The following is a 23,695-nucleotide window of genomic DNA, read 5'->3' on the forward strand; positions in this document are numbered from 1 at the left end:
TCTTTCTTACCGCGGTCTATTCATAGACCGCATTTCCCTCTCTACAAAGAAAAAACTCCGGTCGCAAATTTATGGACTTCTTAGGAACCACCGTGAAAAAAAACAAACAGCTTCCGCCGAAATTAATCGCCATTCTTCGATCGATCCGGGCGATCTCCATCGTATTCTTCACTTTCTCGATCGTGTTCAACGTTCTTACCTGCATCAGTTTGAACGCGTCGAACGAAAGAGAGGAAAGAATCCGCGCTTCTCGAAATTGGAAGGACGGCAAATTCATAAATCCTCAACCGTTGATAAACGACATCGGCGACAGTATTCTTGCGATGTTTTTTAAGGACGAACACGCAAGTCCCAAAAATCCGATCGACTACGAAAAAACGAACACCTCAGTTTTGTTAAGCGAACCGGCAAGCGGACTCAGAGTCACTTGGTTCGGACATTCCTCCACTCTCGTCGAAATCGACGGGACAAAAGTTCTGACCGATCCGATCTGGTCCGATCGTACTTCTCCCTTGAGTTGGATCGGACCGAAACGTTGGTATGACGCTCCTCTCTCCTTTCGCGATCTTCCCGATATAAACGCGGTCGTAATCTCGCACAATCATTACGATCACCTCGATCGTCAAACTGCGCTTTTGTTAAACGAAAAGGGAGTTATCTTTGTGGTCCCGCTCGGAGTCGCAAGTCATCTGATCGATTGGGGAATTTCAAATTCTAAAATTCGAGAATTGGATTGGTGGGAAGAAACGAAGATCGGAAACTTAAAGATCGTATGTACTCCCGCAAGACACGCATCGGGTCGTTCTCTTTTCGACAAGGACGAACATCTCTGGGCGGGTTACGCTCTTGTCGGAGACAAACATCGAGTTTATTATTCCGGGGACACGGGTTTGTTTCCCGCGATGAAGGAAATCGGAAACAAATACGGTCCTTTCGATTTAACGATGATCGAAACCGGTCAATACAATCAAGCGTGGCCGGATTGGCATATCGGACCCGAACAAGCCGTGATCGCACACACGATGGTAAACGGAAAAAAGATGTTGCCCGTGCACTGGGCCTTGTTCGAACTCGCGTCCCATTCTTGGACGGAGCCGATCGAAAGGGTTTTGGCAAAGGCGAAAGAATTGAACGTCGACGTCGCGACTCCGAAACCGGGTCAAAGCTTCGAACCGGAAATCAAAAAAGAATTCTCCCGTTGGTGGCCCGATCTTCCTTGGAAAACCGCAAAGGAGAATCCGATCGTATCCACTCAAACCGAATGAATTCAAATTTTAGAATATTCGTTTTCTCAAACATAGGTTTCATCCGAGCCGCCTTTTGGAGACGGCTCTGGATTTTCTAAACTCCGTCGAACGAAACGTTTTTATAAATTAGAGAGTTAGAATATACTCCACGAGATCGTCCACCTCGGAAGCGCTTCTCGAACACCATGGGTGCGGAGCCGCGGGCATTCCGATCGGTTGTGCGGTTCCCAATTCCTCGGGGCCGTATTCTCTTCTCATCTTTTGATAATCCCAGTAATACCAATCCGGATCGTTCGGAAGGCTCACGAAATATTTGTGTCTTTCGATAAATCGATTTCGTTTTTGACCCACGTCCGTGTTGGGGGATTTGACAACGCGAAACACGTCGCCTTTGCGGTTGTAAGCCGGATAAGGCTGCGGGAAATCAGGACCGCCTAACGGAGGTTGCACGGAAGAATGGAGCGTGTAGTACCCGTTGTAAAGCGAAGAACCTTCGGTACAACGGTCCGGATGAACCAAGTCCTCGAGGTTTCGGACGTGTCCGTCGCTTAATAATCCTCTGTGTTGAACCCAATACATATCCCGTAAAAAGTTCGCGCGGATCGACTGTTGTTCCTTTTGATAGACCGTAGGAGCGAAAAATCTTCCCACTTCGTTGAGTTTGAACATCTTCTCGTTGGAATTGAGTCCCACCTTATCGTTGTGACAGGAACCGCAATCCCTTTGAAAGGTCGCCTTACCTCTGTTAATCGCTTCGGCCACGCCCGGATACGATTCCCAACCGGTTTGAACGAAACTTCCTTCCCCCGGATTAAAACCTACTTGAGAAATCAGTTTTCCTTTCGCCTTCAACCAACGGTAGATTCCCACCTGCCTGAGAGGTTTGTCGTATTGGTCGAGTTTGGTCATATACGCGGTTAACGCCTGAAGTTCGCGAGCTTTCATCGAACCGGTAGCTCCGTCCGGTTCCTCCGAATGGATATAGGAACCTTCGAAACCTACGTAGGATTCCGTATGCGACAAAGAACGTCTAACGCCCATGTAGTTGGTCACGTTCGGAATCGCGATCGGAGAGAATTGATAATCGTTGTCGGTTTCGCTTCCTTCTCCTTTAATGCGGACTAACGTATGTTCTCCCGCGCCTTGAGGCATGTGATAGATAAGCGCCGTTTTGTCTACGTCCTTGGAGGAAGAATCGAAACTCGGACCCGGTTCGGATTCTTTGATGCCTTTCATATCGCCGAGCACGGACCATCGCATCGACCAAACCGGATTCGGAAGACCGGGGATCACCTTCGTTACCACGTTACCCGGCGCCGCTTCAAAGCTGATTCTATAACCGTGACAAGAAGCGCAGTTAAAACCGATCCATTCTCCCTTACCCGTGTAAGGATGAGACGCTTCCTTATAACGATAACCGGCCCAGCCGCTACTTCTCGTGTTTCCTTTGGTGAGTTGATCTCCGCCTAAGTAACCGGGGATCGGTGTCGGTTGCGGATAAGGATCGAAATACACGTTATCCGTCGCGGCGGAAGGAACCTCTCCCGCATTCGCACGATACGCTCCGAATAAAAGTTCGGGATCGGCCACGTAACCCGTAATCGGATCCTTTGCTTGATAACCGAAGATTTTATTCCAATCCAAATTCCGGATCGCGTGCGCAAGACCGATATTGAAATCGTAAGACCAAAAGATCTTTTCTCCCAGAGAGAATAGATCGTTAAAACCGGGATTGTTCACGGTGACGACTAACGGCTTTGTAGCCTTCGCTTCGCTTAACACCGATACGACGTCACACTTGTGTTTGAAGGATTCGTCCGTGATCCGCCTGGTCTGCGCGTCGATCACGTTATGCGCCTCGGTCGGCTTTAACAGCGAAAGATTGTAACCGGATCTTTTTTGAATCTGAACGATCAAAGGACCTCCGCTTACGTGTTCGGGAACTTTGAAATTAATTTCCGTATCGCTCCAGCTGAGAATATACTTTCCCCACTGATCGTGCATATCCTTCACTTCGAAGTTAACCTGTTTGATCAGATCCAATCTTTGTTCGAACATTCTCAGATCGGTTTCCAAAATTCTCGTATTGCCGATCATAATTTTGGAAAAGTCGATATCGGGACCGGAACCGAATCCGGTTCCGCGTAACGTAACCGTTTGTCCCGGACTTAAAACCGGAGGAGGAATCGGAATCGGGCTGTTCGGAAGATTCTGCCAGGACAAACTTCCGTTGATCGAAAGGGATTCTAATGCGGGTTCGGGGAAAGAAGCCGCGGACAAGGCGCGAACCGATTCGCGCACGGGATCGAACTTACAAACGTCCTCCTGATTGGGAAACTTGGTAAAAATTCCCGCGGGACAACCCGCAACCAAGGCCGTCGTCGCAATCAAAAAGATTTTTAGATATTTTTTTCCAGCATCGAAAATTCGCATTTGCATTGGGAAACACCTCTTCTCTTCATTCGTCTCCTGAACGAGACAAAAGAAGAATAACCGAGTTTGTAAAACGGGTCGTCTGCAGGACGGAATTCGGACGTCCGAGTTTTATAAACCGAACTTATCGAAAAAATAAATAAGCGAAATGTAATTTAGATATAATCGAAGATTTACTTAATTTTTAAAACGAAGAGAGAATTTTTTTCGAATTCTATTTATAACGATCACACTGTAAAACTTGACAGGACTGAAAATTCTTTTAGGGTTTTGCCTCATGTGGATGGGCGAGATCATACGCGAGGTCCTTTATTTCGGAAGCGGACTTGCGTTTCTGGTCGCGTTTCAAAAATTACTGGCCGTTACCAATCCGAGAGAAAACCGCTTATTGGCTCTTTTATTTTCCTCGCTCGGAATCATTCTGTTCACTTCCTCGAACGTGATCGGAGAAGTGGATCAAAAATATCCACATTCCATTTTTCTACTACTGACTTCCTTTTCCATGATCGGCCCTCTTACGTTGCTTTATACTCATTCCTTGCTTTATCCGAATCAAACCCTAAACAGAGACATTCGAATTCACTTCATTCTTCCGAGCGTCTTTCTGATCTTGGAGATCCTATTTTTCACGCGCCCTTCGGCGGACGTGATTCTCGACTTGAAGGAATTCAGGGAGATTCGATACGGACATTTTCTCGCGATTTCCTTTTTGATCACCACAGCGACAACGACCGCGTATTTTTTCGCAAGATATAGAATGCTTTTGACCGTATTCGAAATTCCTGAAATTCGCACACAGATCCGTTTCATTTTTATTTTGGCGACGATTACGATGATCGCGATGTATTGTCTCGTATTCGGATTTATGGGAGGAATGGACTTTTTATTTTCGATCGGCGCGTTACTCGTCGCTTGGATCGTGGTTCTTCTATTCTTGGCTCCCGCGCGTTATCCCGATTTTTTCGCGCCCTTAACCAAGGAAGTCCGCAAAAGAAAATACGAAAAATCTTTGTTAATCGGAATCGACCTCCCGCTTCTCGAACTCAGAATCGAAGAATTGATGCGGGACAAAAAACTCTATAGAGATCCGGAACTTACGTTAACCGCTCTTTCGGACGATCTCGGAGTCAAGCCCTACCAATTGACCGAATTCTTAAACGATCGTCTTCAAACCGGGTTTTATGGTTACATAAACCGATACAGAATCGAGGAAGCGGTTTCGTTGTTAAACGAAAACCCGGAACAGGACATTCTTTCCATCTGTTATTTCGTGGGATTCAATTCGAAGTCTTCGTTTAACGATTCGTTTCGAAAGATTACCGGAAAAACTCCGAGCCAATCCAGAAAAAAGGAAATCGTATAAAAAAATCCCGGGAAAGATCCCGGGATCAAAACGACTGGAAACGTTATTTGAGCTTGTCCGCGATCAACGCGTCCAGGGAGAATGCTCCGCCTCCTCCGATCAAAAGCGCCACCGACATCGCGATCGCAAGAATGTGGTATTCGAAACCTTCTCCGCCCTGTGTTCCGAACCAGTTCATAAAGAATCCGTGTTCCCGAACGAAGATCGCGGCGCCTAACATCGTCAAGCCGATTCCCAACGCGGAAAGTTTTGTGCAGAATCCGAAAATCAATCCGAGCGCTCCGAAGAACTCCGCGACGATCACAAGAAACGCAAAAAGAGAAGGAATTCCCTGAGAAGTAAAAAATCCCATCGTAGCGCTAAAACCGAAACCTCCGAACCAGCCCAATAATTTCTGGGCGCCGTGAGGAAGCATAACGACGCCTAACGCGATTCTTATCGAGGTAAGAATCCAGCTCGTTTCCGTTTGAAAGAATTTATCGATCATTCAAATCTCCTATTAGATGAACGAACTATAAAAAATTTAAACGGAAATGTAAATGGACGGATTCTCTATTTTGTTGTGTTTTTCGTCCGCGATTCCCGAAACTTTTCCGGGGAAAATCCGGACCTAAGTTTAAAGTAGCGGCTGAAATAGGCGATGTCTTCAAAACCCAATTCGTATGAAATTTGTGTAATATTCAAATTCGAGTGTAAAAGAAGACGTTTGATTTCGAGAGTTACCCTTTCGTGTATCACCGACTTGACGGACTTACCGAGAGAATCGTGACAGATCCGATTGAGGGTGTTCGGGGCGATTCCGAGTTTTCTGGAATAGAAGTTCGTATTCCGTTCTTTTAAAAAATGTTCCTCGAGCAAACCCTGAAACGAAACCGCAATCGAAGAATTTCTGCCGTTTCCCAAAATCCTCGATGCGTTCTCGTATTCCTTTTTGACTTGATGAAGAATCACCTGAATCAAAGCGAACAACATCCTGGGATCCGAGGAACTTCCGTGTTCTTCCGCCAATCTTTGAAAATCGGAACTCAGTCTCTGAGGGTCTTCGATGGAGATTTTTGGAAGATCGTTTTCAAAGGAGAAAAAAGGAAATTCTCGCAGAGCGTTCATCGTTTCTCCGAGTTCGGAATAAAATTCCGGAGAAATCTTAAGAGCGTAACCTCGCACCGGTTTTAAAAAATTCCAAGAATGAACCTGCCCCGGTTTTAAAAAGAATAACGCGTTCGGTTCGATCGGCATTTCGCGAAAGTCGATCGTGTGAGTTCCCTTTCCTTCCCGAAAGAAAAAAAGCGCGAAGTACGTATGCCTATGAGAGCTGTCGTATTCCCGAAACGAAGGCGGGAGATCCTCCAAACGACCCGCGTAAAACAACGGATCTTTTTTTGCGGGAAGCGCTTCCGCAAGATCGAATACGGGAGGTTTGGTTTCCGTTTTAGACATCCGTCTTCCAAGAGACAACAAATACGGAAAATTGCAAGTCGGATCGGTCGGATTAAAACGAAACGGGATAAGAAGACATTCCTTCTCATCCCGTGAAATCGAGTCACTTGAGAGCGTAATAGAATCTCTCGTGGATGATCTTTCCGTCTTTCCAGGTTTGAACGCTGGCCTGCGTAGTCTTAATATGCCCCCACTCCTTGTGAACGTAGTCGATCTCCCATTCAACGACGCTTCTATCTCTTTCCTCGTCCACGATCGTGCTCAAAACCTCGGCGCGGTTCCATTTCACCTTGGAAACGAAATCCTTTTCACGCGAAAGATTCGCCTCGAATCCTACGGTAGGCGTCATCGTGTTTTCCTGCATTACGACGAGAGGATGATAGAATTCCTCGAAGGCGGGAATCACTTCCCCCGAAAGAATCATCTCGTTCAATCTGTGAACGTTTTTCTCGATGTTTTGTTTTGTAGTCATTCTTCTTACTCCTTTTGAATTCGAACCGGAGACCCGGTTTTCATTTAGTTGCAATTGCAACTATTATAAGATACGAATTATTGATTGCATTTGCAACTAAAAAATTCAACTTTGTTGGAAATGAAGGAAAAAATTACGAAAGAATCGATCGATGCCTGGGCCGCCGGTCTGAAGTTTTATACGGCCGCCTCCGCCAAAATCGAGTCGGATCTCGCGAAATCGAAGGCGATTTCCCTGACATGGTACGACGTTCTCTATTCGGTTTATATGAAGCCGAAAAAACGATCGAGGATGTCCGATATAGCGCGCGAAATCATTCTCAGCAAAAGCGCGTTGACTCGGTCCGTGGATAAACTCGTCGCGGAAGGTTTTTTAAAAAGGGAAAGAAGCGAAGAAGACGCACGGGAATTTATCGTAGAGATCACGTCTTCGGGAACTCAGGCGCTCCGAGAGGCTTGGCCGATCTATGGAAACGGAATCGTCGAACACTACGCGTCCAAACTTACCCTCAAGGAAACGAACGAACTTCTTAGAATTTTCAGAAAACTGAATGAAACAAAATTCTAAACGTGAAACGACTTCCTTTTAATAAATACGCGTAATTTATAATGGATTCGTTTCGATCACTCGAACGAGTAGGTCCTGAATTTAATGCGACTTCGGGATTTATCCTGAAAGATAGAAAATGATTTCCCTTATTCCATTCCTAATTTAAGACATTCTTATATGCGGAATGAGAGAAATACGGTCCGAAGCGCTTTAGGATTCTTTCTTTTTCTTTCGCTTTCCATTCTCTCCTGCGGCCAATTCGTTTATCCCGAAATACCTCCCAAAGTCGTTCAAGGAGTTTTGGATCTCGGGTCCAAATGGGATTTCGACTCCATGGGTCCTCTGAGTTTGGAAGGAGACTGGGGTTTCTCTTGGAAAAAATTATATTCGGATCTTTCCGATGTGCGTGAAAAACATCCCGCTCAATACGCGAACGTTCCAGACGCTTGGAACAATTATCCTCAAGATGAGAACGGAAACGGATATCCGAGTTTCGGTTACGCGACATACGAAATGAAAATCCTACTCGACGAACCTCGATCGGATATGGCGATCAAGATGTTGGAAGCGTCGACTTCGTATAATATTTATGTGAACGGTCAAAAAGTTTTATCCAGCGGAATCGTGGGACGAACCAAAGAGGAAAGTAAACCTTTATATCGTCCCGCGGTGAGCGCTCCGATTCGTTTGGATACATCGAACGAACTCGTGATCGAAGTTTCCAACTTTGCACATTCCAAAGGAGGGGTTTGGGCCAAGGTCTGGATCGGAAAACATTCGGAACTTTCCACACTGAGGGAAAGAACGATCTGGCTCGATCTTTTTATTACGGGCGGATTGTTCATCGGAGTCCTTTATCATTTCAGTTTATTCTCCCTTTTGCGAAGAGAACTATCCCATTTGTTCTTTGCTCTGATCGGAATCGTTGCGATCGTACGAATCGTTCTTACCGGGGAACGTTTGCTTTTTACTTTGTTTCCGGATTTCGATTTCGCTCTCAGTTATCGTTTGGAAATTCTTTCGGTTTATATCGGAGGTTCCATTCTCGCGTTGTTTATCAGATCCATCTTTCCGAACGAGTTCGATAAGAAAGCGGCTTACGCTTTCGTGTTCGGTTTTTCCGTTTTATCTTTGATCGTTGTAGCGACGGAACTCTCGTTTTATTCTAGAACTCTTCCCGTATTCAGTCTTTTGGTTTTCACGGAATGTATTTACATCGTCTATGTTTTGATCCGCGCGATCTCGAATCGGCGTATCGGCGCTTGGATCGGTCTGATGATCTGCATCCTTTTGTTTATGATCGTCACAAACGATCTTCTCTATGCGAATATGATCATAAACACGAGCTACTTTATCTCTTACGGTATTTCCCTATTCTTCATCGCTCAGGCGTTCATCATCTCGAAACAATTCGCGATTTCGTATTATCTTTCTCAAAAACTTTCTTCCGATCTTCAAAGATCGAACGATCGACTGATTTCTTTGGATAAACTCAAGGACGAATTTCTCGCAACCACTTCCCACGAGTTGAGAACCCCGTTGCAAGGCATTATAGGAATCGCGGATTCTTTAAAACGCGGAGCCGGTGGAGAACTTTCATCCTTTATGGAAAGTCAGCTGAGGATGATCGTTTCCAGCGGTCAACGTCTTGCCAATTTGGTAAACGACATCCAGGACTTTTCCAAACTCAAACACAGCGATCTCAATTTAAGAAGAATCCCCGTCGATATAAAACAGGCGGCGGACTTCACTCTCGAACTCAATCGCGTAAACGTGGACGCGTCCAAACTCGTTTTGTTAAACGAAATCGAAAACGATTTCCCTCCTCTTTTGGCGGACGAGGACAGACTTCAGCAGATTCTCCAAAATTTAATCGGAAATGCGATCAAGTTTACGGAAACGGGAAGCGTTCGAGTAAGCGCGAAAGTTTTGGACGATCGTTACGCGGAAATCAGCGTAACGGACACGGGCATTGGAATTCCGTACGATCAACAGGAAAGAATCTTCGAATTCTTTGAAAGAATCCACGGAGGAGATTTAAGCGTCGCAGGCGGAACGGGACTCGGTCTTACGATCAGCCGCGCCCTCGTGTCCTTGCACGGCGGCGAACTCAACGTCGAATCCGCCGTTCAAAAAGGTTCTCGTTTTTACTTTACGATCCCTCTTTCAAAGGAGGGTAAGAATCCCTCCAAAACGAATCCAAACTCGAAATCAAAACGACAAAGTCGCTTAACAATTTCCTCTAAAAACGGATCGAGGACAAACGACAACGGAGACGTTTTGCACAAAACGGACACCGGGGAAACAAACCAACAAAATTCTAAGATAAGAATTCTCGTTGTGGACGACGAACCCGTAAATTTAGAAGTCATACGCAATTATCTTTCTCTCAGCAACATAGAATCGGTTCTCGTCAAAAGCGGAAACGAGGCTCTGGAAATTCTCAAAACGAATTCCGATTTCAAAGCGGTGATCTTGGACGTGATGATGCCTCGTATGTCCGGTTTGGAAGTGGCCCGAGAAATCAGAAACCACTTCGGCCCTCTCGAACTTCCGATTCTTATGTTATCCGCTAAGAACAGGGACGCGGATCTGATCTCCGCGCTGAACGCGGGCGCAAACGATTATCTCGTCAAACCCTTCGACTTCGAACAACTCATGAACCGGATCACCAATCTTCTCGATCTTATTCAAGGTCATAAGAATCGAATCGAACACGAGAACGATAAACGAGAAGCGATTCACAAGGTCAGACAAAAAATCAACATCGATCTGCACGATCACTTAGGCGCGAAACTTATCGATTTGAAATTCTTATCCGAAGAATTGCTCAGCGGCAAAATCAAACCGGATCAAAACCTGATCGAAAAGATTCACGGAACGGTCAATCAATCGATCGGAATGCTTCGGGAACAGATGTTGAAGATCGAAGACTTAAACCTCGTTTCCGAAAATTTCATCACGGGCGTAAATCTCGTTCTTCTTAGAAGATATTCGGACGCGGGAAGAGAAATCGATTTTCAAAACGAAGAGGAATTGATTCAACTTTTCGAATCGCATCGGGACGAAAACGCTCTGATGGAATTCTTCGGAATCATCAACGAGGTCGCGACCAACGATCTCAAATACGGAAAAGGGATTTCGAGCTGGAAATTCTCTTTAATAAATCATGAAATTCTAATGGAGATGAATTCGGAATCGGACTACGCACTTTCCAACAACCGAACTGGCCGCGGAACGGAGAATCTAATCCAGAGATCCGCCAAACTCGAAGGAAAGATGGAAATCTCCCTTTTGGAAAACGTATATTCTATTCGATTAAAAATAAAGACGAACCGTTTTTTAGCGGTATAACCTTCAAGGAAATTCTTATGAAAACCAAAAACATCAAAATCGGAATCGTGGAAAACGACGAAAACTATAAAAATCAAATCCTAAAGGTTTTGGAATCCGTTCCGGGCGTGGAGGAAATCCTTCATTGGGAATCAGCGGAATCGTTTTGGAAAGATCCCAAAGGAAGTTCCTTGGACATCGTCTTTTTGGATATCATGCTTCCGGGCATGAACGGAGTCGATCTCGCCGCGAAACTTTCGGAAAGAAATCCTTCGGTCAATAAGATCATGTTGAGCAATATGAACTCGGACGAACTTATCTACAATTCGCTTCGATACGGAGCGATCGGTTATATTCTCAAATCGGAACTCAAAGACATCATCGATGTAATCGATACCGTTCTTCGCGGCGGGGCGATCATCACTCCGACCATCGCCTTTCGCGTTTTGAACAACTTCAAACTCAAAAAAGTCGGAGACGGAATCAAACTTACGAACAAGGAAAAACAGATCTTGGATCATATGGTCACGGGTAAAACGATCAACCGGGTCGCGGAATTCCTCGGCGTTAGCAAATACACGATCCAACATCACGTAAAGAATATATACAAAAAATTGAATGTTCATAATAGGGCCGAACTCGTCAAAAAAGCCAGCGATTTCGGTCTTCTTCCCTTATCCGGATCGGGAATAGGAGAAAATTAATCGGACATCGATTCTAAGCCTTCAAATTGACGCTTCTGATTCGGTTCAAATCAGAATGCCTCATTTGTAAGCATAGCATAACGTGTCTTTCGATCGGATTTTTATTCCGCTCCGATTACAAATTCGAAATTCTTAAAATGATTCTTGCAAACTTTTCTCGTCTTAATAAGAAAAGACGTAGATGCCCAAAACGAATTTCGACATACTCTGGATCATTCTTTCTTCGGGACTTGTGTTCTTTATGCAAGCGGGCTTTCTTTGTCTCGAATCCGGTTTAACAAGAACCAAGAACTCCATCAACGTAGCCATTAAAAACATCACCGATTTCGGAATCGCCACTTTGATTTTCTACGCGGTCGGTTTTGGTCTTATGTTCGGCAAAAGCGTAAACGGAATCTTTGGCGCCGATACATTCTTCCCAGAATTTTCGACGCAAGATCCAAACGTGGCCGTATTCTTTTTGTTTCAATTGATGTTTTGCGGAACGGCGGCGACGATCGTTTCGGGTGCGGTCGCCGAAAGAATGAAGTTCGGCGCATACATCGTCGTGACCGCGGTCATCTCCGCATTGATCTATCCGATCTTCGGTCATTGGGTTTGGGGTAAGGACTTAACACAATGGGAAGTTTCGACGGGCTGGCTCGGACGATTGGGCTTTATCGACTTTGCGGGTTCGACGGTCGTACATAGCGTAGGCGGTTGGGTAGGTCTCGCGGCGATGAAAATCTTAGGAAACCGATCGGGGAAATACGGAGAAGACGGTTCCGTTCGAAACATCACGGGACACAATCTTCCTTTGGCGATGCTCGGAACGTTGATTCTTTGGTTGGGTTGGATCGGCTTTAACGGAGGAAGCACGTTAGCGTTCACCGCGGCCGTTCCGAAGATCATCGTAAACACGATGTTCGCCGCGGTAAGCGGAATGGCTTCTTCCTTGATCTACGGTTGGATTCGTCTTCAATACGCGGAAGCCACTCTTCCTCTAAACGGAGCGCTTGCGGGACTTGTCGCGATCACCGCTTCTTGTCACGCGGTCAGCTCGATCGATTCCGTGATCATCGGATTTATTGCAGGAATTCTAATGTTCGAAACGAGATCTCTTTTGGACCGGATCAAAATCGACGACGCGGTCGGCGCGATTCCGGTTCACTTAGCGGCGGGCGTTTGGGGAACTCTTGCCGTGGGAATTTTCGGAAATCCGGAAATCTTAGGAAACGGTCTCGGACATATCGATCAGATTCAGGTTCAGTTGATCGGAATCGTTTCCTGCGGCGCTCTCGCCTTCGGGTTGAGTTATATTCTATTGAGCATAATCAACAAGTTTTTTCCATTCCGTGTTTCCGAACAAAACGAATACAAGGGACTCAACTACACGGAACACAGGGCGACCACGGAATTGATCGATTTGTTTCTCGAGATGGAATATCAAAAAAGAACCGGAGACTTGAGTAAGGACCTTTCGATAGAACCCTTCACCGAAGTCGGACAGATCGCGGAAAGATACAATTCCGTTCTCGGTAAAATTCGATTGAATATCCGAGAGAAGGAAATACTTGCGAAAGAATTGGAGGACAATCTAAATCTCATCCAAAGCGATCTATCGACCGCGAAAAAAATCCAATCCGGAATCATCTCGCATAAGGATAGAACCTTGGGCGAACTCGAGGTCATCGTGCGTTATCTGCCATTGAGCGAGGTCGGCGGCGACTTCTTCGACATCATGGAATTAAAACCGGGTTTGACGAGGGTGTTTCTCGCCGACGCGACCGGACACGGGGTTCAAGCGGCTCTCATCACCATGGCCATCAAAGCGATTTACGAATCCTTAAAGCGGGGAATCTACAGCGTTACGGAAATTTTATATCATCTCAACAACGAGTTTCTACATACATTCAAAAACTTGAATCAATTCTTTACCTGTATCGTTTTGGATATCGATACGAATTCGGGAAACGTGCGTTATGCGTCCGCCGGACATATTCCGCAATATCTCATCGGCGAGGAAGGGATTCAAAAGCTCGAAAAAACGGGGAGAATCGTCGGAGCCATTTCGAAAACACAATACACGTCCAAGGACGTAAAGATCACGCCGAATTCCAAACTCGTACTTTTTACGGACGGTCTTGTGGAACAATGGAATGTCGATAAGGAAGAATTCGGAGAAGAACGGGTCGAGAATCTGATCCATTCCTTAAACACCCAATCCATCCGTGACGGAATCGATTCGTTGTTAAGCGAACAGGAAAAATTTCTTTCCGGGGTCTCCAAACAGGACGACATTTCGGTCATCGGAATCAACTGGAAACGCGCATAAAACTGGACTTAAACTTCGCTTAACAAAATCGAAATACGATCGCGCTTATTTACGTTCCTTCTCGTCGTCGCCTTCGAACAATCGGCTCGAAATCCCGAAATAACTGTTCCACGTTTTTCCCTTGTAGGTCGTGCGACTGAACACGAATTTCAGAACGGAAGTTTTTTCAAACCCCGTATCCTCTTCGTATTCGTAATTCAAGAGCAAACCGCCGATCAACGGAGCGCCGAGCACACCGTAATTTTGATATCCCCTAGCCGCTTTCTTTTCGGAGAAGAAAAGAAGTCCGCCGAGAATTTTGGTCGATTCTTCCTTGGAAACCTCGGAACGGTTTTTATAATAAAGAAGACCAAGACCGCCTAACGTCAAACTTCCTTCTACGTCCTTCTCGTGATACGTGAGAATCGGCGGAGCGAGAAAGGAATAACCTTCTCGGTTTTCGCTGTATCTGTAAACGGGCAAAAAGTTTTGGATCTTTTCTTGAGGAGAATTCAAATAACGGATCCAAAGAACGTTCCAGTCGACCGCCTGCGGAGTGGATTGATAACCCATAAGAATTCCGCCGAAAACTCCCCAACGCGTTTTATCCTTTTGAAATTCTCCGTTAAACGCTCCCAAGAAAAGAGTGAGTTCCTTTTTTTGTTCGGTGAGAGAGGATTCCAAATCGAATAGATATAAAAAGTTGTAACGATTGGACCATTGACTGCGGCTCTGATAATATCCCATTAAGAAAAACGAATATTGATCCTCTCCCGTAGAAGAGGAATATAAAAACGGAAGAACGAAGAACGTTTTTTCCTTGTTGGCGGAATCGTTCGAATAGTAGATCGAAGGAAAGAAAAAGAAACTTTTCGTACCCGCGTCGTCGTCCCGTTTGTAATTCATGAGAATTCCGAAAAGATTCGTATGCGAGGAAATCTTTCCCTGTTTTTCGTTGAAGCTCCGATACGCGACGATCGGAACGAACCAACGATACGAATCGTATTCCTTGTTTTCTCCGCTTTTGTAAAAGAAAAGAGGAAAGAGATAAGAACTGAATTCCTGTTCTCCGGCCGCTCCGTTTTTTTCGTAACCGAACAAGGACAACAAAGCCTTAAAGGAAGTCGACTCGGTCCCCGAATGAAGATACTTCGTGTTTTTGTAATTCGCCAGAAAGAGCCAATCGAACCCCCAAACGTCTTTGCGAACCTTATCGTCGCGGATACGATTTTCATACGTATAGAGCAACGGAATCGGAAGCAACGGATAAAAACGTTCCGTGTAAGAATTTGCGTCCTTGCCTTCCTGAACGGACTTCCATTGATAGAATAAAAAATAAAACGAAGTGGAATCCACATAACCTTTGCGAACGATCTGTTCCTTTTCGTAATAAACGGGAAGAAACATCTTTCGTTTGTATCCGGTCTTTTGATCCGATTTGTTTCCAAAGATCAAAAACCAATTCGTGTCCTCCGAATCGGGAGTCGTCTCGCTCGAATGAACGATCGGAACGAAGTTCGAGGAATAGTTCTTAACTCCCTTGTCTAAGACGACCTTTCTAAAATAAAACAAAGAAAGATTCCAAGAAACGGACTCTCGCGCCGGATCCACTTGGGAAGAATAACCGAAAATCCCGCCCAAAAGAATTTTCAAATCATATTCCGTTTTTTGAATGCTTGGAATCCTTCTCGTTTCCGAGTTCGCAAGAAAAAGCCAATCCCAACCGCTCGTTTCCCGGATCATTCCTTCGTCCGTAACCGATTCATACGTAGCGAGCAAAGGAATCGGAAAGAATTTTTTATCCGAAGAGGTTTTTAACTTTGATTGTCCCGGCGAGACCTTTTTCTGAAACCAAAGCGGAGTAAAGATCGAAGTTTCCGCCTGACCGTACGGATTTTTTTCCTCTTCGTAATAAAGAAACGGAGGCAAAACCCATTTCGAATAACCCGCGTTTGGATTCGATTTATGACTGAAAAAGACCGCATAACGACTCTCAGACGATTCCGGAGTTTCCTCTCCCGAATACAAAAGAGGAATCGTTTTCGATTTGTATTTTACGACTTCCCCTTCCGTGACCGTGGTTCCGAAGTAGAACGGAAACACGTAACTGGAAACGGTTTCTTCCTTTGAATCCTTTTTCGTTTTCGTAGAACCGAACAAAAGAAGGAAATTCCAAGTGGAACTTTCGGGAGAATTCGCTCGGTAAAGACCGGCGACGAAGTTGTATCTTTCCTCGCCTTCCCGACCCCAAACGACCAAAGGAATCGGCAGAATCAGATTCAAATCGGATACATACGATTTTTCTAATATATTCTTTTCGGAACCGGAAGCGAAATAAAAAGGACTTAAGACAAAGGATTCCTTCGATTTCAAAGAAGAATCCTCCAAGGAAGAATACAAAAACAAAGGCGTGTATATGTTTCTTTCCTTATATACTTGATTGCCCCCGACAAAACGATCCTCGAAATTTCGATAGTAAAAGGGAAAAAACAAACCGTATCCGCCGCCGGAAACGGAATCATTCTTCGTAAAGATTTCTTCGGAAGCGTGATAAAACGGAAACAAAATTCCGTGAAAGGACGAGGATTCGTACGAACCCGTTTTTTCGCGGGACCGATAATAAAAGATACTCTTGGTTTCCAGACGATCCCCAGTTTCCTTATGCGTAAAAAACGGAAAGAATCGATACGCGATTTCGTCCTTCGATTTCGCATAACGGATCAAAGGCCAGAGAACGGAATATTCCTTTCGATCCTTTTCCTGTTCCATCACGAACAGAAAAATCCCGAAGGCTCTCGTATAATCCTCTCCCTTTCTCTGTTCCGCGAACAAAGGAAAAACGACCCGATACGATTCGTCGCCCACCGTTCCCCAAAACGTAGGCAACGGAAGAGGAAACGCAAAGATACGATCCTTGTTGTTTTTTCCCCAGGTAAACCAACCCAAGGGAAGAATTCGAAAGTGACTTTTATCGTCGCCCGATTGATAACTCGCGATTCCGAATAATGCTTCCCATCCGAAATAATTTCTTGAGTTTTCTCTCGCGAGTTTTTTATACGATGCGAAGTTGGAACCTTCTTTTGGAGGAGTCTGTGCAGAATCTTCCGCAACCACCGCGAGACGAAGACCCTTTTTGCTTCCGATGTTTTTCGAACCTTGATTGGCTTGTGGAACGGGAATCGGTTCTTCCTTTTTTTCATCGGAAAAGAACGCGAGAGGATTCGACAATTCTTTTCGTAAGGAAACGCTGAAGATATTGTAGAGGAAGGAATAATCCAAGTCGACGTAGAATTCTTTTCCGGACGCGCTCGACTTAAAGGAAGCGTCGAACTTTCCGCCGGTTTGTGAAATCGAAATCCCGCCGAAATACAATTCGAGATTTTTGTTTTTTTCGTAATACTTCAAGTAAGCCGGAAGAAATATATCCCCTCTGGATTCCGGATTTTTCCATTCGAAATAAAGAGGAGCTACGAAACGAGAACTCGTTTTTTCCTCTCTGTTTTCGGAAGAATAATAAAGAACGATCCAATCCCGATCCACGTTCGGAGATCTGAGTCTATAGTGCAAGGGACTGAAAGAAACGTGATTCTTATCCTCTCCTCCGAAACGGAAGTAGAACGGAAACCAAATGTTATATTCGTTTTTTTGATAGTAGTGCAGAGGTAAGAATGTCCGCGTCGTCGTTTCGCCCGTCGAGTCCTTCCAACGATAAAACAAACCGCCCAAACCCAAAAAGGAGGAACCGTCTTTTTCCCGGGAAGAATAATAAAACGGATACATTCTGTTAAACGAAGTCCGATCCGAACTGTAGCTGTGATAACCCAAAAGAAAGAATTCGTCCTCGTTCGGCGCGGAATACGAATAAAACAAAGGAGCGATCTTTTCGTGCGTGGTTTCCGTCTGCGATTGAAAGTATAACAAAAACGGAATATTTAAATAAGAATTCTTTTTATGAAAGTAAAACGGAAAAAACGTGGACGACTGGTATTCACCCTTCGCGTCCCTTGTCCAATACGCGTTCAACACCAAAGTTTCCGATTCCATTTTTCGAATATGTCTGTACATCGGAATCGGTAAAAAGTAGTATTGCGTGAAATCGTCTCCGTCGATCGACTGATAGTAAAACGGAAGAATCGCAAGATGAGAATTCTCTTTGTAAAACACGAACGGAAAACTGACGAGTTCCGTTAAACCTTTTCCCCGTTCTCGTTTGTAATACGTGTTTATATAATAGTCCTGAGTTGTATCCGCGGATCGATACTGATAGAACAAAGGGCCTGCGCGATTTACGGATTGATCGTCGTCTATCCAGGAAAAATAAACGGGAAACACGTGCCCGTAAGAATTCTTCTTATAATAAAAAAGAGGAAAGAAGGTGAACGCGGACAGCTCCCCCCGATCGAATCGAACGTATGTGTTGATTAAATAGTTCGTGGAAGAAGTCGGGGTCACGGAACGATAATAAAGCGGACCGGCAAATGCGGAGTTCTCCTTCGATTCTTCCCAGGAAAAATAGAGCGGGAATAGATGTTTGTATTCGTTCTTTTTGTAAAACCAGAACGGAACGAAATGAAAAGAGGCAAGCTCGTCCTTGGAACTGCTCCAGTAGGTATTTAATATTAAGGTTTCTGAATCTTCTTTTCCAGTACGGCGATAGATAAAGGGAAGAATATACTGCGTAAAATTATCGCCTTCGTAGGATTGATGATACAAAGGAAAAAGAGTGAAATAAGAATCCTTTTTATAATACAAAATCGGAAACAGATTGAAATACGAATTCTGTTTATAAAATACGAACGGAAAAAAAGTAAACTCGCCGTCCGCTTGATCCTTGGTTTTCGACCAATACAACAACGGCAAGAATCTAAAAAATCGAAATTCTTTTTCCTTCCCCCATTGAAACAAAAGAAAATTCCGAAATTGAACGTTCTCCCCTACGTCCTTAAAATACAAGGCCAAGGGAGCGAGTAAAAATACGCTCGATTCTTCCCGAGGCGAAATCTGCTTCGATCGATAAAGAAGCGGAAACGGCAAAAACGTAAATTCGGAATAAGAATCGGAGGTCCTCTCCTCTTCTTGAAACCACAAAGGAGAATAGAGCTCGAATCGTTTCGAAGCGGCGTTCGATTTCGATTGATGATACAACGGAAAAAAAGTAAACGAGTAATCTTCTTTGGTTTTATAATTCGTATAATGAACCAGAGGAAAAAAATGAAAGTATTTCTTCTCGGAGTCCCTTCCCCAATGAAACAAAGCGAGAGTCGTTTTAGATTCTTCCGAAGATTCCTTTGTGAAAAACAGCAAGGGAAGAAAAAACATATGACTGGACGGATTTCCGTTTAACGTTTCCGTCTTTCTCGTAAACAACGGAAAAAATCCGGGAACCATCGTGAAATTCTTTTCAAAGCCGGGACCGGAAGAACTGAAATTATAACCTAACCAGAAAAAGGTGGCGGATTCTCTGTAACCCGGGCCGCCGCCCACCGGTTCGATCGTGTTGTTGTAATAAAGAGGAGATAAAAAAGTTTTTTCGAGCAATCCCTCCGATTCCACCTTTCGATAACCGGCGATCGGAAAGAGATAATCGAGACTTGCCTTTCCGGACTTCGCCTCGATCGAATTATAAAGAGGGAATATTCTAAATTGCTTATATTTCGGATAATCGGTTTTTCGAATAAACCAGAAGAGATGCCAAGCGGAATGTCCTTCCCACTTTTCCCAATCGTAGATCAACAATCGAATCGGATACTTCTCCTCTTTTTCGCTTCCGAAAATTTCCTTTTTCTCTCTTACGAGTTCGTCGAACGGATCTTCGGTTTGCGTTTTGGTCTGCGCGAAAAGAATTCCTGGCAGACAAAGAAGAATGAGAAGTAAGATTCGATTTCGCATATGGGTTCGGTCCGAGTTTTAAAGATCGACCTCGACGGTTTTTCGTTTTCCCTTTTCTCCCGAAAGAATCCGGATCTTTCGTTTCGGAAGATTCATCGCTTCCGAAAAAGCCTCGATCACCGCCTCGTTCGCCTTTCCTTCCAACGCCGGTTCGCGAACGGCGACCGTGATCGAACCGTCCTCTTCCTTTCGGAAAAAAACTTTTTTCGAGTTCGGTTTCACGAGAACCGTAAACTTCATACGGTTTCGGTCAACCGATCCTATGTTTTTTTCTGAATTTCCCAACCAAAAGATATATCCCGTCGACCTTAAAAACGAGACTGGAAACGAAAAAAATGAGAATCGAAGGAAGAATTACGAAACTCAGATTGATCCTCGAGGCCTGCGCATAGGAAATCCCTTCCGATTCCAAGTAGTTTAGAATCGAGGAATATAAGAAAATCTGATGAAAGAAAAGATAACTTCCAAGCAGCAAAAACGGAATCGCCATCTTGGAAATTTTTTTCAAAAGTTCGGACCAAGGGAATTGGACCTTGTGCTTTTTCAAAAGGGTTCCCAAAAGGAAAAAAGTGATCATCGCCGAAATCGCGGAGGAAAGCGCGATCGCTGAATGTTTCAAAAACCAAACCATCGAAAGATTCAAAACGATGTTGATCGTAAACGAAACCGACTGAATTCTCAAGGGAGTTTTCGTATCTTGAAACGCGTAATACGATGAAATCAATATCTTATTGACGCTGAAAAATGGTATCGCCAAAGAATAAAAAACGAGCGGCAAGGTCGCGGTATGAGTCGCAAGATGATCCCACTTTCCGCCGAAATAAATCGAATCCAAAATCGGTCCGGCTAACAGGACCATACCGATCGCCGCGGGAACGGTTAAAAATAATGCGAACTCGAGCGCGCCGGAAAGTTCCTGTCCTACCGCGGACCATTCTTCCTTTTTTAAAGATTGTAGAAGCGCGGGGAGAATGGTGGTCGCAAGCGCGACTCCGATGATCCCCGTCGGCAACTGAACGAGTCTTTGCGAATAATCCAAACTGACAACGGCTCCCAAACCCGGATTGTGGTTCTGCACCCAGTTGGCCAAAAATATATCCACAAGAAGACTGAGTTGATAAAAACCTCCTCCGAGCGCGGCGGGTAACATCAGCTTGAAGATTTTTTTAATCGCGGGATGTTTCCAGTTTACGTTGAGGGAAGGCGTGTCCTTTTTTTTCCAAACATACCAAGCCTGAACCGCGAATTGTAAAAAACCGCCGGTAACGATCGCGGAACAAAGAACGATCACCCGATCGTGTAAGTCCTCTATGAACGGAAACAAAAAAATAAAAACGAACAGATAACTCAGATTCAAAATGATCGGAGAAAGAGAAGGAACGAAGAATCGATTCTTCGAATTGGAGATCGCCATAAAAATCGCGGAAAGACTTGCGGTGACGATTAAGAAAAACAGAATATACGTAAGCTCTATTACTAAATCGGAATATTCTTTTGTTCCACCTACGAGAATCGGAAGAAACAAGGGCGAGAATAAAAACACGATTCCCACGAGAAGCGAAAGAATAAAAAACAAAAAGGACAACACAGCGCCGCTCATCACCTTCGCTTCTTCCTCGCTGATCTTACCCGACTCGGCGTAGAGAGGCATAAAGGATTGGGAAAGCGTTCCTTCTGCCAAAAGATTGCGAAACATATTCGGAAGACGATACGCCACCGAAAAAGCGGACGCGACCATTCCGGTTCCGAAGGAAACGGCCATAAAATGATCTCGGATAAGACCCAGAATTCTGGAAAGAAACGTATAAAAGGAAAGCGCGATGCTTCTCGATGCGGCGTTAGACAACGATCATGGTCCTAGAAGTTTTTCTAGGTATCGAACTCCGCCCATGGCATTTAGGTCAAACTGAATCTGACAGTTCGGACATTGATATCTTCCCGGTTTGGAAACCCGGATTCGGGAAGAACAAGCGCCGCAGTAAATCATTCGTTTCGGGAAATTTTTTTCCGCGAGAATCGCCTTGTCCAAGTTCTTCTTCGCCGAATATTCCTGAGAATGCGAAGCCAAACCCGCGTTGGAAGGCGCGGTTTCGGACGCGCCGGAAGCTTTTTCGGAAACGGAAGATTCTTCCTCTTCTTTTCCTTCGTTTAAGAATGCGCGCAATCTTTGCGATTGAGTGGAAAGACCCGGAGTCGATTGGACTTTTTCGGTCTTTGGAAAATTAGATTCGGAACCGGAAACGGTTTCGTTTTCTTCCACTCCGAATTCGGGAACGGTTTTGATCTCGGGAATATAAATCGAATGAGAACCGCCCGAACCCGCGGGCTTCGCACTTGCGGAACCGACGGAAGAACCGGAAGAATAAAATTGCACGGGAGAATTTCTCGGGATCTTGGAGATCGGATTGGAAGACGTCGCAGGATTTCTTTGATCTTGAATTTTAATCAAAGAAAGATATTCTTCCGCGCGATTTGCGTCCTCGAAAAAAGCGATGGATTTTCCGAAACCCAAAAAGCTCAAAAGGGATTTACATTCTTCGTTGAACGCCGAGTAGGCGGAAGACGCGTCTCTGTTTTTTAGGAAGTTTTCGAATCTCGCGAGAACCGCGATTCCTTCGGACTCGATGTATTCCAATTCCTCGCAGGAAAAAAGAAATTTACGAATTCCCTCTTCCCATTTCGATTTCAGATAAGAATAAAAATCCTCCGCGCTTGCGGAGTCCAAACGACCCTTCAGCTTGAGCTTGAGAATATTTCCCGAAAGTCTGGATCTGATTTCCACTTCTGTATCTTATCCTAAGTAGATCGCGTCCAAAATTTCTTCCCGAGAAGAAACGACTGCGGGCGCAACGTTCGAACCTGCCGCTCCGGGATGCGCGTTTGTTTGTGCCGGAGCCGCGACGGAAGAAGGAGCGGACGTCGTTCCTACTACGTTTTGAGAAACGGTCGTTTGCGCCGAAGAGATCGCCTCCGGAATCGCGGAAGCGGTCAGAACGGGAGTCGCATGAGTCGGCACGTTATCCGAAACGGATGGAACCGCGGAAGGAGAACTTCCCAAACTTCCCGGAAACGCGACCGAGTCGAGCGGACTGGATTGTTTCGCCAAAACGGGAACGTTAGTCGCGCTTGAATGGGAAACCTTTTCCACGAGCGGTCTGGAACCGAAATCGGGAACCGTTTCCTTCGTAGAATTGCCCAAGGTCAAAAGAAGATAGACGAATTCCAAAAACAAGGCCGCTCCGAGAGCGATTAGGGAATAATTGCGTAAAAGCCATTCCAACAACTCCGTTTGTTTCAAAACGAAATTACGGAAGTTTCCCCGATCGTAGATCATATGAATCGCGGCGACTCTTTCCAATTTCACCGGATGATACACGGCCGCGGAAAGAAGAATTTCGGGTTCGCTGATCTCGGGGAAAAAACTTTCGAACTTGGAAAAGAAAACGCTCTTAGAAAGAACTTCTTTCTTTTGTCCTAAAAGAACCGGAATACTGATCTGCCATTTGCGAAGACGAAAGGCTCTCGTATAAAGAGCGTCCTGATACAACGCCTCGGGTTTTCTTTTTTTCAGAGTTTCCTGAAGATAAGCCGGATTGGAATGAGCGAGAACGATCCCCGCTTCGTTCGTCAAAAAGATTTCCTTGATCGTATAACCGTCATTGTCCTTGTCCGAAATTTTGGTCATTCTGGAAAAAACGAAATTCATGTCGTCGTAGGACGCGTCGCTGCCGGAATTCTCCGCCGCCTTGGCAAGAGTGCTTAACGTGTCTCTGGCTCGGTTATCCGAACCGATTTTTAAAAGGTCGAACGAAGCCAGGGAAGATTCCAAAAAGGACCAAGCCACGGCTCCGAGAGCGATCGATTCGCAAACGATCAGCAGCAAAAGAAAATAGAATATACTTTTGAAAATCTTCACTCTGAGACCTCTATCCAACAAATCGGTAGAAACGAGGTTTTCTCTTGAGGATAAAAACG

General features: G+C 45.0%; 15 protein-coding genes. 6 read left to right on the forward strand and 9 right to left on the reverse strand.

Going from position 1 to position 23,695, the window contains the following annotated elements; all coding sequences use genetic code 11:
- Positions 1 to 92: 92 nt before the first annotated feature.
- Positions 93 to 1,265 carry an MBL fold metallo-hydrolase gene (locus LEP1GSC052_RS07120; protein WP_020986605.1) on the forward strand — a complete coding sequence of 391 codons (1,173 nt, stop codon included), beginning with the start codon at positions 93 to 95 and terminating at the stop codon, positions 1,263 to 1,265.
- A gap of 108 nt (positions 1,266 to 1,373) precedes the next feature.
- Here LEP1GSC052_RS07120 and LEP1GSC052_RS07125 read toward each other — a convergent pair whose 3' ends face one another.
- On the reverse strand, positions 1,374 to 3,686 hold the full coding sequence (locus tag LEP1GSC052_RS07125; protein ID WP_010575115.1) for a hypothetical protein: 2,313 nt from the start codon (positions 3,684 to 3,686) through the stop codon (positions 1,374 to 1,376).
- 271 nt (positions 3,687 to 3,957) lie between these two features.
- Here LEP1GSC052_RS07125 and LEP1GSC052_RS07130 point away from each other — a divergent pair, with 271 nt between their 5' ends.
- Positions 3,958 to 5,043, forward strand: coding sequence for a helix-turn-helix domain-containing protein (locus LEP1GSC052_RS07130; RefSeq protein WP_010575116.1), 1,086 nt, complete (start codon positions 3,958 to 3,960; stop codon positions 5,041 to 5,043).
- 43 nt (positions 5,044 to 5,086) lie between these two features.
- Here the strand turns inward: LEP1GSC052_RS07130 and LEP1GSC052_RS07135 are convergent, their stop codons facing one another.
- The 3 genes from LEP1GSC052_RS07135 to LEP1GSC052_RS07145 all read right to left on the reverse strand — a co-directional run bounded on the left by LEP1GSC052_RS07135 (position 5,087) and on the right by LEP1GSC052_RS07145 (position 6,952).
- Positions 5,087 to 5,530 carry a DoxX family protein gene (locus LEP1GSC052_RS07135; protein WP_010575117.1) on the reverse strand — a complete coding sequence of 148 codons (444 nt, stop codon included), beginning with the start codon at positions 5,528 to 5,530 and terminating at the stop codon, positions 5,087 to 5,089.
- 65 nt (positions 5,531 to 5,595) lie between these two features.
- The gene (locus tag LEP1GSC052_RS07140) at positions 5,596 to 6,480 is read right to left on the reverse strand and encodes a helix-turn-helix domain-containing protein (protein WP_010575118.1); all 885 of its coding nucleotides are present in this window, start codon (positions 6,478 to 6,480) and stop codon (positions 5,596 to 5,598) included.
- Positions 6,481 to 6,583: 103 nt separating this feature from the next.
- Positions 6,584 to 6,952, reverse strand: a complete 369-nt coding sequence (locus tag LEP1GSC052_RS07145; protein WP_010575119.1) for a nuclear transport factor 2-like protein — start codon at positions 6,950 to 6,952, stop codon at positions 6,584 to 6,586.
- 120 nt (positions 6,953 to 7,072) lie between these two features.
- Here LEP1GSC052_RS07145 and LEP1GSC052_RS07150 point away from each other — a divergent pair, with 120 nt between their 5' ends.
- The 4 genes from LEP1GSC052_RS07150 (at position 7,073) to amt (ending at position 13,852) form a co-directional block, all read left to right on the forward strand.
- Complete coding sequence (locus tag LEP1GSC052_RS07150) at positions 7,073 to 7,519, forward strand: MarR family winged helix-turn-helix transcriptional regulator (RefSeq protein ID WP_040913356.1); 447 nt, start codon at positions 7,073 to 7,075, stop codon at positions 7,517 to 7,519.
- A gap of 159 nt (positions 7,520 to 7,678) precedes the next feature.
- Complete coding sequence (locus LEP1GSC052_RS07155; RefSeq protein ID WP_010575121.1) at positions 7,679 to 10,855, forward strand: hybrid sensor histidine kinase/response regulator; 3,177 nt, start codon at positions 7,679 to 7,681, stop codon at positions 10,853 to 10,855.
- A 17-nt stretch (positions 10,856 to 10,872) separates the two neighbouring features.
- The gene (locus tag LEP1GSC052_RS07160; RefSeq protein WP_010575122.1) at positions 10,873 to 11,538 is read left to right on the forward strand and encodes a LuxR C-terminal-related transcriptional regulator; all 666 of its coding nucleotides are present in this window, start codon (positions 10,873 to 10,875) and stop codon (positions 11,536 to 11,538) included.
- Positions 11,539 to 11,719: 181 nt separating this feature from the next.
- Complete coding sequence (amt, locus tag LEP1GSC052_RS07165) at positions 11,720 to 13,852, forward strand: ammonium transporter (RefSeq protein WP_010575123.1); 2,133 nt, start codon at positions 11,720 to 11,722, stop codon at positions 13,850 to 13,852.
- A 45-nt stretch (positions 13,853 to 13,897) separates the two neighbouring features.
- Here the strand turns inward: amt and LEP1GSC052_RS07170 are convergent, their stop codons facing one another.
- Genes LEP1GSC052_RS07170 through LEP1GSC052_RS07190 form a run of 5 tightly spaced genes read right to left on the reverse strand, consistent with a single transcriptional unit; the run spans position 13,898 to position 23,654 of the window.
- Positions 13,898 to 19,720, reverse strand: a complete 5,823-nt coding sequence (locus LEP1GSC052_RS07170; protein ID WP_020986536.1) for an LA_1737 family protein — start codon at positions 19,718 to 19,720, stop codon at positions 13,898 to 13,900.
- An 18-nt stretch (positions 19,721 to 19,738) separates the two neighbouring features.
- Entirely contained in the window at positions 19,739 to 19,960 is a 222-nt protein-coding gene (locus LEP1GSC052_RS07175; RefSeq protein WP_010575124.1) for a DUF167 domain-containing protein, read from the reverse strand.
- Between the two features lie 10 nt (positions 19,961 to 19,970).
- Entirely contained in the window at positions 19,971 to 21,566 is a 1,596-nt protein-coding gene (gene murJ, locus LEP1GSC052_RS07180) for a murein biosynthesis integral membrane protein MurJ (protein WP_020986089.1), read from the reverse strand.
- 3 nt (positions 21,567 to 21,569) lie between these two features.
- Positions 21,570 to 22,502, reverse strand: a complete 933-nt coding sequence (locus LEP1GSC052_RS07185; protein WP_010575125.1) for an STAS domain-containing protein — start codon at positions 22,500 to 22,502, stop codon at positions 21,570 to 21,572.
- A gap of 9 nt (positions 22,503 to 22,511) precedes the next feature.
- The gene (locus LEP1GSC052_RS07190; protein ID WP_040913357.1) at positions 22,512 to 23,654 is read right to left on the reverse strand and encodes an LIC_12071 family protein; all 1,143 of its coding nucleotides are present in this window, start codon (positions 23,652 to 23,654) and stop codon (positions 22,512 to 22,514) included.
- Positions 23,655 to 23,695 lie beyond the last annotated feature (41 nt).

The organism is Leptospira kmetyi serovar Malaysia str. Bejo-Iso9 (genome assembly GCF_000243735.2).
In the GTDB taxonomy this organism is placed as follows: Bacteria; Spirochaetota; Leptospiria; order Leptospirales; family Leptospiraceae; genus Leptospira; species Leptospira kmetyi.

Excerpts from the sequence above, each read along its gene's own strand:
- amt (WP_010575123.1), top strand. The coding sequence starts at position 11,720 with ATGCCCAAAACGAATTTCGACATACTCTGGATCATTCTTTCTTCGGGA.
- LEP1GSC052_RS07145 (WP_010575119.1), bottom strand. The coding sequence starts at position 6,952 with ATGACTACAAAACAAAACATCGAGAAAAACGTTCACAGATTGAACGAG.
- LEP1GSC052_RS07130 (WP_010575116.1), top strand. The coding sequence starts at position 3,958 with ATGTGGATGGGCGAGATCATACGCGAGGTCCTTTATTTCGGAAGCGGA.
- LEP1GSC052_RS07125 (WP_010575115.1), bottom strand. The coding sequence starts at position 3,686 with ATGCAAATGCGAATTTTCGATGCTGGAAAAAAATATCTAAAAATCTTT.
- LEP1GSC052_RS07170 (WP_020986536.1), bottom strand. The coding sequence starts at position 19,720 with ATGCGAAATCGAATCTTACTTCTCATTCTTCTTTGTCTGCCAGGAATT.
- LEP1GSC052_RS07140 (WP_010575118.1), bottom strand. The coding sequence starts at position 6,480 with ATGTCTAAAACGGAAACCAAACCTCCCGTATTCGATCTTGCGGAAGCG.
- LEP1GSC052_RS07135 (WP_010575117.1), bottom strand. The coding sequence starts at position 5,530 with ATGATCGATAAATTCTTTCAAACGGAAACGAGCTGGATTCTTACCTCG.
- LEP1GSC052_RS07175 (WP_010575124.1), bottom strand. The coding sequence starts at position 19,960 with ATGAAGTTTACGGTTCTCGTGAAACCGAACTCGAAAAAAGTTTTTTTC.
- LEP1GSC052_RS07155 (WP_010575121.1), top strand. The coding sequence starts at position 7,679 with ATGCGGAATGAGAGAAATACGGTCCGAAGCGCTTTAGGATTCTTTCTT.
- LEP1GSC052_RS07160 (WP_010575122.1), top strand. The coding sequence starts at position 10,873 with ATGAAAACCAAAAACATCAAAATCGGAATCGTGGAAAACGACGAAAAC.
- LEP1GSC052_RS07150 (WP_040913356.1), top strand. The coding sequence starts at position 7,073 with ATGAAGGAAAAAATTACGAAAGAATCGATCGATGCCTGGGCCGCCGGT.